Origin of the sequence: Nocardia callitridis (assembly GCF_039543305.1) — a bacterium.
In the GTDB taxonomy this organism is placed as follows: Bacteria; Actinomycetota; Actinomycetes; order Mycobacteriales; family Mycobacteriaceae; genus Nocardia; species Nocardia callitridis.
In genome coordinates this window covers 187,287-201,273 of the sequence record NZ_BAABJM010000002.1, presented here as the reverse complement: position 1 = coordinate 201,273, position 13,987 = coordinate 187,287, and the positions used below count along the sequence as shown (strand labels likewise).

General features: G+C 65.3%; 13 protein-coding genes. 5 read left to right on the top strand and 8 right to left on the bottom strand.

What is annotated here, in order from left to right; translation table 11 throughout:
- Nucleotides 1-121 precede the first annotated feature (121 nt).
- Nucleotides 122-1,504, bottom strand: a complete 1,383-nt coding sequence (locus ABEA50_RS09670) for a hypothetical protein (protein ID WP_345494905.1) — start codon at nt 1,502-1,504, stop codon at nt 122-124.
- A 92-nt stretch (nt 1,505-1,596) separates the two neighbouring features.
- Between ABEA50_RS09670 and ABEA50_RS09665 the strand changes: the two genes are divergently transcribed.
- The gene (locus ABEA50_RS09665; protein ID WP_345494904.1) at nt 1,597-1,845 is read left to right on the top strand and encodes a hypothetical protein; all 249 of its coding nucleotides are present in this window, start codon (nt 1,597-1,599) and stop codon (nt 1,843-1,845) included.
- 84 nt (nt 1,846-1,929) lie between these two features.
- Here the strand turns inward: ABEA50_RS09665 and ABEA50_RS09660 are convergent, their stop codons facing one another.
- The 3 genes from ABEA50_RS09660 to ABEA50_RS09650 form a co-directional block, all read right to left on the bottom strand.
- A complete protein-coding gene (locus tag ABEA50_RS09660) occupies nt 1,930-2,511 on the bottom strand; it encodes a TnsA-like heteromeric transposase endonuclease subunit (RefSeq protein ID WP_345494903.1) in 582 nt (193 codons plus the stop codon).
- A gap of 104 nt (nt 2,512-2,615) precedes the next feature.
- The gene (locus tag ABEA50_RS09655) at nt 2,616-4,022 is read right to left on the bottom strand and encodes an FAD-binding oxidoreductase (protein ID WP_345494902.1); all 1,407 of its coding nucleotides are present in this window, start codon (nt 4,020-4,022) and stop codon (nt 2,616-2,618) included.
- 1,154 nt (nt 4,023-5,176) lie between these two features.
- Nucleotides 5,177-5,758, bottom strand: coding sequence for a type 1 glutamine amidotransferase domain-containing protein (locus tag ABEA50_RS09650; RefSeq protein ID WP_345494900.1), 582 nt, complete (start codon nt 5,756-5,758; stop codon nt 5,177-5,179).
- A 708-nt stretch (nt 5,759-6,466) separates the two neighbouring features.
- On the opposite strand from ABEA50_RS09650, the gene ABEA50_RS09645 reads away from it, so the two are divergent.
- Nucleotides 6,467-7,672, top strand: a complete 1,206-nt coding sequence (locus tag ABEA50_RS09645) for a site-specific integrase (RefSeq protein ID WP_345494899.1) — start codon at nt 6,467-6,469, stop codon at nt 7,670-7,672.
- A gap of 381 nt (nt 7,673-8,053) precedes the next feature.
- On the opposite strand, the gene ABEA50_RS09640 is transcribed toward ABEA50_RS09645, so the two are convergent.
- The 3 genes from ABEA50_RS09640 to ABEA50_RS09630 all read right to left on the bottom strand — a co-directional run bounded on the left by ABEA50_RS09640 (nt 8,054) and on the right by ABEA50_RS09630 (nt 11,764).
- Nucleotides 8,054-10,417: an excinuclease ABC subunit UvrA gene (locus tag ABEA50_RS09640; protein WP_345494898.1), complete on the bottom strand. Its 2,364-nt coding sequence runs from the start codon at nt 10,415-10,417 to the stop codon at nt 8,054-8,056.
- A 294-nt stretch (nt 10,418-10,711) separates the two neighbouring features.
- Nucleotides 10,712-11,092, bottom strand: a complete 381-nt coding sequence (locus ABEA50_RS09635) for a DUF488 domain-containing protein (protein ID WP_345494897.1) — start codon at nt 11,090-11,092, stop codon at nt 10,712-10,714.
- A gap of 60 nt (nt 11,093-11,152) precedes the next feature.
- The gene (locus ABEA50_RS09630) at nt 11,153-11,764 is read right to left on the bottom strand and encodes a DUF2249 domain-containing protein (protein WP_345494896.1); all 612 of its coding nucleotides are present in this window, start codon (nt 11,762-11,764) and stop codon (nt 11,153-11,155) included.
- Between the two features lie 55 nt (nt 11,765-11,819).
- Here ABEA50_RS09630 and fdxA point away from each other — a divergent pair, with 55 nt between their 5' ends.
- From fdxA to ABEA50_RS09615, 3 genes are read left to right on the top strand one after another with little or no spacing between them, the layout of a single operon-like run.
- Nucleotides 11,820-12,164, top strand: coding sequence for a ferredoxin (fdxA, locus tag ABEA50_RS09625; RefSeq protein WP_345494895.1), 345 nt, complete (start codon nt 11,820-11,822; stop codon nt 12,162-12,164).
- 5 nt (nt 12,165-12,169) lie between these two features.
- On the top strand, nt 12,170-12,832 hold the full coding sequence (locus tag ABEA50_RS09620; protein WP_345494894.1) for a helix-turn-helix transcriptional regulator: 663 nt from the start codon (nt 12,170-12,172) through the stop codon (nt 12,830-12,832).
- A 40-nt stretch (nt 12,833-12,872) separates the two neighbouring features.
- On the top strand, nt 12,873-13,298 hold the full coding sequence (locus ABEA50_RS09615) for a hypothetical protein (RefSeq protein ID WP_345494893.1): 426 nt from the start codon (nt 12,873-12,875) through the stop codon (nt 13,296-13,298).
- Nucleotides 13,299-13,342: 44 nt separating this feature from the next.
- On the opposite strand, the gene ABEA50_RS09610 is transcribed toward ABEA50_RS09615, so the two are convergent.
- Nucleotides 13,343-13,909: a TetR/AcrR family transcriptional regulator gene (locus tag ABEA50_RS09610; protein WP_345494892.1), complete on the bottom strand. Its 567-nt coding sequence runs from the start codon at nt 13,907-13,909 to the stop codon at nt 13,343-13,345.
- Nucleotides 13,910-13,987: the final 78 nt, after the last annotated feature.

Genomic DNA, 13,987 nt, shown 5'->3' with positions numbered 1-13,987 from the left:
CATCGCGGACGGGACGGCCGAACGGCGAGATTGGTTGCATCGGGCCAGGTCCGACGGGATCGAGTTCCTGTTCTGGCTCAGTTGATCTGATGTCATGCTGTTCGTGTTGACCTGGGACGAATCAGATTGGCTGAGTCTGTTGGACGGCAATGTGGCTCAGTATTTCTGAGGCGCGTAGAAGTCGCGTGGTGGTCGTTCGTTGTTCCAGTTTGTGCCGGCGCGGGATAGGCCGTCCATCCAGGTGGCGATGGGGTCGCTGTTGCGTCGTGGCCAGTAGGGTCTGAGTTGTCCGGTCATGCGTCTGCCGAGTTCGGTGAGGAACTGCTTGCGTGTGCTGCGTCTGGCAGACAGCGCGGGCGGCGTCCGGACTGAGCAGGCCCTCGTGTGGACGCCGCTGCCAGTGCAGCACCCACTCGTCGAACAACTCTTGCAACTGCGCCAGCGACCACACCGCTTCGGCCTCTGCGTCTTGGCTGCGGCGGGTGACATCGCGGCCGACATGGCCGGAAACATATTGGCAGAAAAGGGTATTCATCGCCGAGAATGTTGCCTCGACGATGCTGTTGTCGGTCGGGGTGCGCGGATACGACGGCAGCACGGAGATCCCCAGCCGTTCACACGACCGGACAAAGGTCTCCGACAGAAACACCTTGCCGCGGTCGCAGCCGCTCGCCTCCGGCACGATCACCGGCTTGGCCGCCGCATCGGCCATGCGGGCGTCGATGTCGGCCAGGCTGCGGTGCGGCAACCGCGACACCGACATCCGCAGCGAATCCGCCCAGCCGGGCCGCATCGGTTCGGGCACCAGCATCCGCGCCAGCAACAGAGACGCATCAACGGCTTTCGTGCCGACCGGACGCAGCAGCCCAGCGCCGATGGTGCGGGTCGCGACGTCGACCGCGGCGGTGAGCTCGACGCGGCGGGCGACACCGTCGTCGAAGACGGCCAACACATCCAGCGGGGTGGTGTCGATTTGAACATGCTGGCCCGGCCGCGACGCCCAGGTGACGGTGAACGCGCCCGGTGGCCGGTTGGCTGCCGAGCGGCGCGTCTTGGCCGATCCGAAGGTGTGCCGGCCGGTGGTCATCGACGTGACCAGCCGGTTGAACGTCGCTTTCGACGGCAGTGATGGAGCGTCGTCGCCGTAGCTGTCGGCCAGGGCCATCTGGACCCGGTGTCGCAGCCGGTCCCGGGTGCCGGTCGAGGTGTTCGTCTCGGCCGCGATCGCGGCGCGGATGGCCTCGACCACCCGGGGATCGGTGCGGCCGTGGGGGGTCATCGGCCGGGTGAGCCGACCGTCCACCAAGGCCCGCAACCCGCCGGAACGGTAGCGGTGCCGCATCCGCTGGACCGTGATCGCGCTGGTGGCGACGCCAGCCGCGGTGAGTTCGGCAGCCTTGGCCGCTTCGCGTTGCCTCACCGTCGTGGTCGCCGGATCGTATTGTGGACGGGGCAGTGCATCCGGTGCGGCGCTGGGCGGTCGCCCGGTCTCGACCTCGATCACATGCCGTTCCCACTCCCGAGCACGCGCTGCGGCCTCGGCGGGAACGTCCTCGAGACTCTGCCCCACCAAACCTCTACGACGACACCGAACACGTGGTGGCGGCGTTGTCGGGGGTGCGGGTGCGGCTGTCGGCGCCGGACGGGACGGCCACCGCAGTCCTGGTCTCGCACTTGGTGGGATCGTCCGGGTTCGCCATCGTCGGCGAAGCCGAGACAGTCACGGGTCCGGGTGGTCACCCGATCGCCGACCTTCAGCAACGCTGTCATCGCCGCACCACCGTCGAGATCGCCTCCAATCGCTGCCCGAAATCCGTCGTCAACTCCCTGCACCGCAACAGGTGAAACAGCATCGGCAACACCGCGCGATCGGATCACCGACCTCCCGCGCTCCCTCTATCAATGCCAGCGGTGTCGCGAACACCGACATCAGTTCCGCCGCAACCGGTTCGACCAGATAGCGGGGATGCCGGTAGCCAGCCAGCCCACGTTCGCCAACCACATCAGATCGTGCCCGCTCACCCGCCGGTAGCTCCAGCCGACCTCAGCGCACGCACGTTCGGTTGCGGTGAACGCGGCCTCGTCCCGGGGCCGCACCCGGTCTGCGGGCCGGCAGTCGATCACGATCCCGGTGCCGTCGGCGCGGCGGGCGAAGAAATCCGGGGCGTGCGAGCGGACCCGGCCGGCATCGGGCCAGAACAACCAGAATGGTTGCGCGGCAAACCCTGTCACCTCGGCATCGAAATCCAGCGCCATCGCCTCGTCACGTTCCAGCCATGACTCGAACTCCACATGCGCGGCCATTGTTGCCGCCCAGTAGAAACCGGGATTGTTGCGCTGGCCCTGATACGAGGGGATCGAGCGAACTGGCGCGACATGCTCGAAACCGATCCCGGCCGCTTCCGGCAGCGAACACCGTGCCTCGCTGCCGTCGCTGTCGATGAAGACCAGCTCATATCCCGTCAGCTGGGCCGTTCGCGCACCTGCGACGACACGCAACCCAGACGACATCCCCGCTCCCGATCTCTCACCGACACCCTGTCGAGCAGTGATCACGACACACCCGCATCAGATTCGGCCAGCCGCGCCCCTTCGGATGGCATTTGGTGATGGCATCAGCGTGCGGGGACCAACTCGTCGTCCACCAGCCGAAGCCGGCGAGCCAGGTCCGAGACGAACACGCGCTCCGGGTCCGCCGCGTCACGAATCTTGCGCCACTCCTCGAGCCGCGGATACATCGCTCGAATCATTTCCGGCGTGGTGCGCGACTCCTTCGCAAAGTAGAGGCGGCCACCAGCACCCAGCACCCGCCGATCGAGATCAGCGCAGAACTCGTTCACTCCCAACTTGAGCGGGAAGTCCAGGCTCAGCATGTATCCCGGATGCGGCCACGACAGCGGCGCCCGGCTGCTCGGGCCCATGCGCTTGAACACGTTCAGAAACGACCGGTGTCCCGAGTGAGCGATGGCCCGCACCGCATCGGCCAACTGGTCCTCAGCGCCGAACGGCATCGAAAACTGATACTGGAGAAAGCCGCGGCGACCATAGGCACGATTCCACTCCCCGAGCACATCCAGCGGATGCAGGAACTGGGTGATGTTTTGGATCATTCCCCGCCCCTGCTTGCCGAAGACCCGGTAAGTGACCTCGCCTGCGATCCGATTGGTCAGGTTGTTCACCATCCCGCTCGGGAAAACGTCGGGCACTGTAAGCAGTTGCGGCGCAGTGAAATGCAGCGGATTCCTGCGCAGCTTGGCTGGCAGCTGATCGAGTTTGGCAAGGTTTCCGCGGCTGAACCCCGCACGTCCCAGTTTCGTGCCGGTGCTGATCGTGTCCGGCACCGCGACCGAGTACTCGTATCCTTCGTCGGATCCGCCGGTCAGCAGCTCCATCGTCTCGTCGAGGTTGCGGGTGCGGTCGCAGTCGACAATGAAGTACGCGGTCTCTGTGTGCTTCATCCGGATCCGGGCCCGCACAACGATTCCGGTCAGACCCATACCGCCGATCGTGGCCCAGAACAGCTCCGCATCGGCGCCATCCGGACCGATCGTCCGGACCGTGCCATCCGCGGTCAACAGATCCATCGACAGCACGTGGTTGCCGAAGCTGCCCGCGGAGTGATGATTCTTGCCGTGGATGTCCGACGCGATCGCGCCACCCACGGTGACCTGCCGAGTGCCCGGCAACACCGGCACCCACAGGCCATGCGGCAGAACCGCCCGCATCAACGTGTCGAGGCTGACACCAGCATCGACATCGACGACACCACTGTCCGGGTCGATCGTATGGATGCGATCGAACACGGTCATATCGACGACTAAGCCGCCACCGTTCTGGGCAGGGTCGCCGTAGCTGCGTCCAAGCCCTCGCGCGATGACACCGCGTGGCCCTGCCTCGCCTACGGCCTTCGCCACCGTTTCGATGTCGGGACTGCACAGCACCTGCGCGACAGTCGGTGCGGTGCGGCTCCAGCCGGCCAGTGGACGTCGATCGATCACCGATCCCCCATTCGTGAAATGCACTCCGCCACCGTAGCGGCTGCACCCATCGTGACGATACCGCCGGGGCCCATGCCGGCGAGACTCTGAGCAAGGCCGCCGGAGGCGGTCTCGACGTCCAGGACTCCCGCCGACCCGAGATCCATCAAGACGGAACAACCATGGCGACATCACTTCTATTGGGCCAGCATCAGGTAAGTCCGGTAGAACATCAGATTCAATGATTCAGAATCACATTGATCGAGCGAGGACAGTTCCTGTATCGACCGCCGCCGAGCGCATTCCCTCTGACCACCGATAAGTGAACATTATCGGCGGTCAGAATCCCAATTGTGTTTCGTTTCGTTTGGTTATTGCATACGAAACGTAACTGCTACGCAATGGTTCAAAAACTGGGTACCCCTCGAATCCGACGACGCAGACGGAATCTTGACGGCCGTGCACGCAGGGTCGCGTTCGCGGACCGGGTTGGCGATGAGGCGACAGCGGGCCGTAGCGGAGCAAGGTGGTCAGGTGACGATCAGGAGTGGTTCACGAATCACGGGGCTTGCTGCGGGCGCTGATCGAGCATCCGGCTACCGAAGACGCTGAGCGGGCGGGCGCGCAGCGGATGCCGACGGGATCCTGCGGAAGGGCGAGAGCCTACCGGTGGGTGATCGACTTATGGCGCGCCATGATCGGGTCGAACGGCATTGGGGTATGGCGAGCGTCGTCGAGCCGATTCGTGAAGAGCTCGCATTCGAGCGGGTCCGACCTCCGGCGAAGGCGCGGTTGAACCGGGCGGGCGGCGTCACGCTCCCGCGATGCGCGCGGAGACGGTCATGTTCGGATGAGAACTCACAGCGGCGCTTTGCCTCCGCACCAGCGCAGGAACAGCCGCCAAAAAGCGCTGGCAACGTTGCTCAGCAACGTGATTCGGCGTAACGGGAGCACACCTACGTTCCGTCACGTTACGAGAAGAGTCGCAATAACCATTATGTGAGCGGCCGTTAGGTGATCGAGGAATCCAACTCGGCGCGTTTTGTGAATTCGTCATGGGCACTTAGCATTTCGACCGACTACGACCAGACACGAGCCCCCATCGCCAGGCGGACCGGCTGCCTACGACCTCGGACGAAGACCAGATCACCACGGCATCAGCTGGGCTCCGGACGCCGTGGTGATCTTGATCCAAGCGTTCAGGGCGCGGTGGCGCCTTCCGGGTGGACCGGGTGCTTGCCTTCGGCGAATTCTTCGACGATTTTCGCGCAGAAGGCAGGGAGGTCGTCGGGGTTGCGGCTCGAGACCAGGCCCTTGTCTGTAACGACCTCTTCGTCGACGACATTGCCGCCCGCATTGCGGATGTCGGTGCGGATGCTCGGGTAGGAGGTGAGGGTTCTCCCCCGGACGACATCGGCCTCAACGAGGGTCCACGGTCCGTGGCAGATCACACCTACCGGCTTGCCGGTGGCGAAGAAGTCCCGCACGAACTGGACCGCACCGGAGTCCAGGCGCAGTTTGTCGGGGTTGGTGGTGCCACCAGGGAGGATGAGGGCATCGAAATCAGCGGGGCTGACGTCGGAGACGACGCTGTCGACCGGGAACGTGTCGCCCTTCTCCACGTCCTGATTCATGGCCTGGATCTCGCCGGTACGCAGCGACAGCAACTTCGTTTCGGCACCGGCATCCCGGACGGCGTCGCGCGGGTCGACGAGTTCGACCTGCTCCACCCCGTCGGCAGCCAGAATCGCGACGCGCTTTCCTTGCAGGTTCTGCGGCATGTGCGCTCCTTTCGTCGGCGAACGGATCGGATTGGACCACCGGTCCGCTGCATGCTTTGAGCGGTGGCCTGCGAGAACGACGGCGCCGTTCGAGGCCACGGGGTGCGAGTGCCCGACGACGACGTCTCGAAACACCGATGAACCGATCGCCCGCACACCCACAGCACTGAACCGTCGCGCGGGAGCTACCGTCGCCCGCCTACCGGGCAGCCGAGTCATCGACCTACATGCGTGACAGCCGTGCGTCGACTTCAGCCCCCGACGGCGGCGCGGTGCCTGCGGGCGCGTTTCCCCCGCGAGCACCGCGCCCGTTCGTCAGACAAACAACCAGCGCAAGGCATCCAGGAACCAGCCATACACATCCGGAATCATCTCGGTACCTCCTTCTACGGCACGGTCACTGATAACCGTTTGGTTGCCATCGAACATCGAGCGGAATCACTCACCGCCAGCTATCGCGACAGGAGAGCCTGATGTTCTGATGCATATTCCACATAACTCATGCTACTCACCCGTAGAAGCAAGATCACCCACCAACTTTTAGGGGCATTCTCGCTCCGGATCATGCGAAACCGGCTATTTGCCTACAACCACTCACCCCACTATTCCAATCTGACGCGCACACCGCTCCCGCACATCCGACGCCCCAACACATAGGCTTGGCGGGATAAGTCGTTCGACGACAACCACATCCGCGAAAGGAGCACCGTGGCTGAGCTGGATGCTGTTGTGGCGGTGCCTGATTCGGTGCGCACGCAATTGCGGCATGGAGTGCGCAGTGTGTTGGTCGATACTGCGGCGTTGCGGCTGGTTCGGGAGCGATTCGACGGTACGCAGGCGGCGGCTCTGCGGCGTTATCTGGAGGCTTCGCAGTCGGCGAATACGCTGCGCGCTTATCGGACGGACTGGGTGGCGTGGGCGGGGTGGTGTGCGACCGAGGGGCGGCAGGCGTTGCCCGCCGACGCGTTGGATGTGGCGGTGTACCTCGCGGCCGCCGCCGACGCGCGCCGCCCGAATGGTGAATGGGCCTTCAGTCCAGCGACTTTGGAGCGGAAGTCGGCCGCGATCGCCGCCGTGCACGCGGCCAACGGTCTGCCCTCGCCCACTCGTTCGGATGTGGTGCGGTTGACGCTGCGCGGAATGCGTCGCACCCGCCGCACTCCCCCGACGCGCAAACGTCCGGTACTGCTGCACACCCTGGACCAACTGCTGGCGGGGCTGCCGGATCCGGGGTGGCCGACCGAACCGGCCCGCCGCCGTGACGCTTTGGCGCTGCTCATGGGTTTCGCGGGCGCGTTGCGGCGCAGCGAATTGGCGGGGCTACGGGTGGCCGATGTTCGGGTGAGCATCGATCATGGGACCGGCGAACCGATTCTGCTGGTTCATCTGCCGAGCACGAAGACCGACCCGACCGGTGTCGCGGAGCAGCGGGTCGCGTTGCCGCGCGGGCGCCGCCCACAGACCTGCCCGGTGTGCGCGTTCGCCGATTGGGTGCGACTGCTCGAAATCCAGGTCTCCGAGGAAACTCTCGGCGTGCGCGCGTGGCTCGACGAGAACTCGCAGGATCCCGAGATCCACCGTTGCCACGGCTTCACCGGCACTCCCCTCGCCCACCATCCCGACCTGCCGTTGTTCCCGACGATCAATAGGCACGGCACGATCGGTGCCACCGCGATGTCCGGGCGCGCCGTCGCGGAACTCGTCAAACGCTATGCTGCCCGCGCGGGCCTCGACCCCGACCTGTTTTCCGGACATTCCCTGCGCGCGGGCTTCGCCACCCAGGCGGCGCTCGGTGGCGCGAGCGACCGCGAGATCATGCGTCAGGGCCGCTGGTCCAACCCGCGCACCGTCCACGGCTACATCCGCACGGCGAATCCGTTGGAGGACAACGCGGTCACGAAACTCGGTCTCTGAGGCAATACCGCTACGTCACCAGTCGCCGTGTCGCATCAATAGTGAAGGGAGGCGAGCAGTGAGTGCGTTGACGCAGGAAACATGGCACGCACGCAGGGCGAGGCTGACACCTGGACAGGACGAAGTGAATCGCCGTGCAGCCGAGAAGCTGTTGGGCCGCGAACTTCCCCCGCGCCTCACTTCGACCACAGCCGCCAAACGCGACCAGTAGTCGCAAGGGTCACCCCCGTCCCGCCGAACCCGCCGAGCGGCTCAGCCCTTTGCGCTGGGCGATCTGGGTGAGGGTCCCGCACGGTCTCGGTTCTCATGACGGTGGCGGTATCTGCGGGTTACGAGCCATGAACGGCCGCGATCGATCGGGCGGCCGCTGGTGGCCAGGACTCACGCGTCGACGTAGTCGGCAAGATGTTCGCCGGTGAGCGTGGAGCGCTTGGCGACGAGCTCGGCGGGAGTGCCCTCGAAGACGATGCTTCCGCCGTCGTGACCGGCACCGGGTCCGAGATCGATGATCCAATCGGCATGTGCCATGACCGCTTGGTGGTGTTCGACGACGATCACCGACTTGCCCGAGTCGACCAACCGATCGAGCAGCCCCAGCAACTGCTCGACATCGGCGAGATGCAGGCCGTTAGTGGGCTCGTCGAGAACGTAGATTCCACCCTTTTCGGCCATGTGCGTGGCCAGCTTGAGCCGCTGACGCTCACCACCGGACAGGGTGGTGAGGGGTTGTCCTAGTCGCAGGTAGCCGAGACCGACATCGGCGAGCCGTTCGAGAATCTTGTGCGCGGCGGGCGTGCGGGCGGGACCCTCGCCGAAGAATTCCGCCGCCTCGGCCACCGACATCGCGAGCACCTCACTGATGTCGCGGCCGCCGAAATGGTATTCCAGCACCGCGGGTTGGAAGCGTTTGCCCTCGCAGTCCTCACAGGTGGTGGCCACCCCCGCCATCATCGCGAGGTCGGTGTAGATCACCCCGGCGCCGTTGCAGGTCGGGCACGCGCCCTCGGAATTGGCGCTGAACAGTGCGGGTTTCACCGCGTTGGCCTTGGCGAACGCCTTGCGGATCGACTCCAGCAAGCCCGTGTAGGTGGCGGGGTTGCTGCGCCGCGACCCGCGAATCGCGCCCTGGTCGACCGAAACCACCTCCGCGCCCGCGGGAATCGACCCGTGCACCAGCGAACTCTTGCCCGACCCCGCGACACCCGTGATTACCGTCAACACACCGAGTGGAATATCGACATCGACGTCGCGCAGGTTGTGCGTGGACGCGCCCCGGATTTCGAGTGCGCCCGTCGGTTCACGCACCGAATCCTTCACCTCGGCCCTGTCGTCGAAATGCTTTCCGGTGATGGTGTTTCCGGCCCGCAGCCCCTTGACTGTGCCTTCGAAACAGATGGTGCCGCCCTCGGACCCGGCCCCGGGGCCGAGGTCGACGATGTGGTCGGCGATCGCGATGGTCTCCGGTTTGTGTTCCACCACGAGCACCGTGTTGCCCTTGTCGCGCAGCCGAAGCAGCAGGGCGTTCATCCGCTGGATGTCGTGCGGGTGCAGGCCGGCGGTGGGCTCGTCGAAGACGTAGGTGACATCGGTGAGCGCGGAACCCAGGTGACGAATCATCTTCACCCGCTGCGCCTCACCGCCCGACAGGGTCCCCGATGCCCGATCCGAACTCAGGTAGCCGAGTCCGACCTCGACGAACGAGTCGAGGGTCTGGCGCAAAGTTTCCAGCAACGGCCCCACCGAGGGCTCGTCGAGTTCGCGCACCCACTCGGCCAGGTCGCTGAGCTGCATGGCGCACGCGTCGGCGATGCTGATTCCCTTGATCTTCGAGGAGCGTGCGTGCGCACTGAGCCGCGTGCCGTCGCAGTCGGGACACACGGTGAAGGTGACCGCCCGCTCCACGAAGGCACGGATGTGCGGTTGCATCGCGTCGACGTCCTTCACCAGGAACGATTTCTGGATGCGCGGGATCAGCCCCTCATAGGTCAGGTTGACGCCATCGACCTTGATCTTGGTCGGCTCCTTGTACAGCAGGTCATGGGTCTGCTTCTTGGTGAACGAACGGATCGGCTTGTCCGGGTCGAAGAATCCGCAACCACTGAAGATGCGGCCGTACCAACCGTCGACGCTGTAACCGGGGATGGTGAGCGCGCCCTCGTTGAGCGACTTGGCGTCGTCGTAGAGCTGGGTGAGGTCGAAGTCGGTGACCGACCCTCGTCCCTCGCACCGCGTGCACATTCCACCGGTGCGGGAGAAGTCCGCCCGCACCGCTTTCGACTTGCCCACCCCGCGGTCGACCTTGATCGCACCGCTGGCCTGCACCGAGGCCACATTGAAGGCGAACGCGCCGGGCGGACCGATATGCGGGGTACCCAGGCGGCTGAACAGGATCCGCAACATGGCATTGGTGTCGGTGGCGGTGCCGACCGTGGAGCGCGGGTCGGCGCCCATCCGTTGTTGGTCGACAATGATCGCGGTGGTCAAGCCCTCGAGCACGTCGACGTCGGGCCGCGCCAACGACGGCATGAATCCCTGGACGAAAGCGCTGTAGGTTTCGTTGATCATCCGCTGTGATTCCGCGGCGATCGTCCCGAATACCAGCGAGGTCTTGCCGGAACCGGACACACCGGTAAACACCGTGAGCCGCCGTTTCGGCAGCTCCACGCTCACGTCGAGGAGATTGTTCACCCGCGCGCCATGCACCCGAATTATCTCGTGGCTGTCCGCGACCGCCTTCGTGGCCATTGTTCTCCCATCACCGTCAACCAGCAGAAATGCTGTTTGTTCACACGCTAGCGACACATCGACAGCGCGCGCTTCTCCATTACTGATCAACACCGCGATCGCACACTACGGCCGGTGGCGACGAACCGGGAGCGCTGTGTCGATCGTCAGCGCCGCGACTGCCCTGCTCAACACTATCGTTGAACCTTCGCTGGAGACTTCTGCGAACTTCTCGCAGCACATGGTGGGAGAACCTTCAACTGTTGTGGATGGGAACCCACGGGCAGGCGATAGCACTCGCTTCGGGAGCGGACATCATCTCTCGACACCGGATGCTGCCCCGAGCAACTCCGCCAGCACGGCGGCGGCACTGATTCCGGGATCCTTGGTGGCGGTGAGCAGGGTGAGCCCGCGCTCGACCGCGGTGTCGCGAAGACGATCGAGCGCTTGCGCGTGCTCGGTATCGGCCAGTTCACGGTGGTAACGCGCGGTGAACTCGGCGAAGCGGTCAGGATCGTGGCCGTACCACTGGCGCAGCTGGGTGGACGGCGCGATCTGTCGACACCATTCGTCCAGCTTCGCGGCCGCCTTGCTGACCCCTCGTGGCCAGATCCGGTCCACGAGTACGCGGGCCCCGTCATCGGCGGCCGGTTCCTCGTAGATTCTGCGCACGCGCACCGCAGGTCGAGCGGTCATTGCTACCTCCTGGTCTCCCCGACCTCGGTGCGTGGTTTTCGAGCTCGCGCGGATCTCACGTTAGTCCGACCCCGCTCGATTCGCTGGTGGCGCGATCGGTTCCAGCAGCAGCGACTGACGACGTTGGTGCACGGTCAGATAGCGCAGACCGTGCGGGCCCGCGGTGAACGCGCGTTGCGACCGACGCGGCAGCCACACCAGCGCACCGGGGCTCAGCGCGATCTCGCCCAGTTCGGTCGTGCACGTCCCCGCGCCGTCGAGAACATGCACGAGCACGTCGAGATCGGGACCCGTGTGTGTGGCGATGCGCGATTCCGGCGCGAGGCCGATGATGTTGGAATCCAGGTCGCGTCGACGCAGCGGCAGCTTCCAGACGACCCCGGCGGCGTCGGCGCCGGACGACTCGATGCCGGTCTCGGTGAGCACGCGCGGCAAGGGTGTGGAGGCCAGTTTGCCGATCCGCACCCGCCACAGCGGCGGGCCGTCCTCCACACGTTCCCAGACGAAGCCACCGGCGTGTTCGATCTCGAATTCGTCGAGCAGATGTTTCGGGTAGTGGTTGTTCACCAGCACGAACGACTCTCCTACCCGCAGCTCGTCGTATCTGGCGAAAATCGCGGGGTGTTTGTCCGGCTTGGGCAACGTGCGGACATCGAGCTCGGGTGTGGTCATGACAGCCCTCCTGGTCAGTAATTTATACAATCATAGATTGTGTAAACTCCGAAGCATGGCCTACGTCATCGGTGAACCGTGTGTCGACGTCATGGACCGCGCCTGCGTCGAGGAATGTCCCGTCGACTGCATCTACGAGGGCGGACGCAGCCTCTACATTCAGCCCGACGAGTGCGTGGACTGCGGAGCGTGCGTCCCCGCGTGCCCCGTCGACGCGATCTATTTCGAAGACGACCTCCCGGCGCAGATGGGCGAACACCTCGCCGACAATGCCGCGTTCTTCGCCGATCCACTGCCGGGGCAGGAGGCCGCGCTGGGGTCACCGGGCGGCGCGGCCACGCTCGGACCCCTCGGAGTGGACACCCCCCTGGTGGCGCGGCTACCGCGTCGGGTTGGGTAAACCTCATGACTCGAAAACCGTCGCCACCGACCCCCCGCCGCGGTGGCCGACGCGCGGCGGTGCTCGCGACACTGCGGGAAGCTCAGCGATCGCTGAGCATCGTCGAGATCGCCGAGCGACTTCGATTGCACCCCAACACGGTTCGGTTCCACCTCGACGCGCTACTGCGGACCGGACAGGCCCGACGAGCCGCGGATTCGACCGAAGGCCCCGGTCGCCCCGCCCAGATGTTCGAGGCTCATCCGGGCATGGACCCCGCCGCACCGCGCAATTACCTCCTGTTGGCCGACATCCTCGCGGGCGAACTCGCCGACACCGACGACCCCACCGATCGCGCCACTCGCGCGGGGTTCAGCTTCGGTGAGCACGTCACCGCAGCAAGTTCGCAACCATCGACCGAGCGATACGCGGTCGACCAACTCGTGCACCTGCTCGACGAGATGGGTTTCGCTCCTCGGTCGAGCACCGAAACCAGCACTCCGCGCGTGGAACTGCATCAATGCCCGTTCCTCGATCTGGCGCATTCGCACGCCGAGGTCGTGTGCTCCATCCACCTCGGACTGATGCGCGGCGCATTGCGGACCCTCGACGCGCCGGTCACCGTGGAGCGCCTCGAACCCTTCGCCGAACCCGACGTCTGCATCGCTCACCTGACCCGCACCGACTGATACTCGACATCCCCCAGCCCAGCGTAGTAAGGAAACACCCGTGAATACCGGAGCCGCTGTCATGTCCGCACTGATCTTCGTCTGGCTGGGGATGGTGCTGGCGATCTCATTCCTGGAGACACCGCTGAAATTTCGCGCGCCCGACGTGACGCTGCGCATCGGACTCGGGATCGGCCGGCTGATATTCCGCGCGCTCAATATCGCGGAAGTCGTTCTGGCGCTTGCCATTTTGATCACCGCCGTGGTCGACACGCCAGACGCGCCCGGGGTGATCGCCACAGCGGTCGCGGTCGTAGTGCTCCTGGTCCAACTCGTCGCGGTGCGCCCGGGGCTCACCAAGCGCAGCGACGCGGTACTCGCCGGACTCGACGCACCACGCTCGAACGGGCATTGGGTCTATGTCGGACTGGAGGTTGTGAAGGTGGTCGCACTACTCGTCGCGGGAATCGTCTTGCTGGCGTCCTGAACTCGACCACTCGCGGTCGCGACCACGAACGCAGCGCCGGACGGTTATTCGGCCCCGAAGCTCGCCAACACCATCGCGGTCAGCGCGTCGACGTCCGTTTCCACCATCGGTGCCCCGGTCATCCCCATGCGGTGCAGCAAGGTGCCGACGACGACGTCGATCAGGAACAGCACGCGGCTTTCCGGTTCGCCGAGCGCTTCCTGGAGCGCGCGGCGATAGGGGTCCTGCAATCGGGTCGACAGCACCACGCGCAGTTCGGGATCGCTGACGGCGTCGCTGAACACTCCCGCGAACGCGTCCCCCACGCCCGGCTCGGCGATCTTCGCCGCGATCCAACCCACCAGGGCAGTCAGCTGCTCGGCTCGCCGCGGTGACGCCACCGGCGCGGGCCCGAACGCGTCGAGCAGGCAGTCCACGACCAGCGCGCCCTTCGAGGGCCAGCGACGGTAGATCGTCGTCTTCGCGATCCCCGCCGAGGCGGCGATACGCTCGACCGTGGCGCGTGCGTAACCGAGTTCGTCGACCGTGCGCAGTGTCGCCGCGAAGACCTCGACGCTGACACCGGCGCGCGGTCGTCCGCGCGGCCGAACGGAATCGGACTCAGTCGTCATCCCCCCAGCTTACCGATTTCCGCTACTCTTGGTTTCGATACTTAAGGTAGCGAATATCGGATTCGCTCGCGGCAATCC

Coding starts and splice junctions, on each gene's coding strand:
- ABEA50_RS09660 (WP_345494903.1), bottom strand. CDS start 2,511: ATGTCGTCTGGGTTGCGTGTCGTCGCAGGTGCGCGAACGGCCCAGCTG.
- ABEA50_RS09650 (WP_345494900.1), bottom strand. CDS start 5,758: ATGCCGCAGAACCTGCAAGGAAAGCGCGTCGCGATTCTGGCTGCCGAC.
- ABEA50_RS09640 (WP_345494898.1), bottom strand. CDS start 10,417: ATGGCCACGAAGGCGGTCGCGGACAGCCACGAGATAATTCGGGTGCAT.
- ABEA50_RS09635 (WP_345494897.1), bottom strand. CDS start 11,092: ATGACCGCTCGACCTGCGGTGCGCGTGCGCAGAATCTACGAGGAACCG.
- ABEA50_RS09630 (WP_345494896.1), bottom strand. CDS start 11,764: ATGACCACACCCGAGCTCGATGTCCGCACGTTGCCCAAGCCGGACAAA.
- fdxA (WP_345494895.1), top strand. CDS start 11,820: ATGGCCTACGTCATCGGTGAACCGTGTGTCGACGTCATGGACCGCGCC.
- ABEA50_RS09620 (WP_345494894.1), top strand. CDS start 12,170: ATGACTCGAAAACCGTCGCCACCGACCCCCCGCCGCGGTGGCCGACGC.
- ABEA50_RS09610 (WP_345494892.1), bottom strand. CDS start 13,909: ATGACGACTGAGTCCGATTCCGTTCGGCCGCGCGGACGACCGCGCGCC.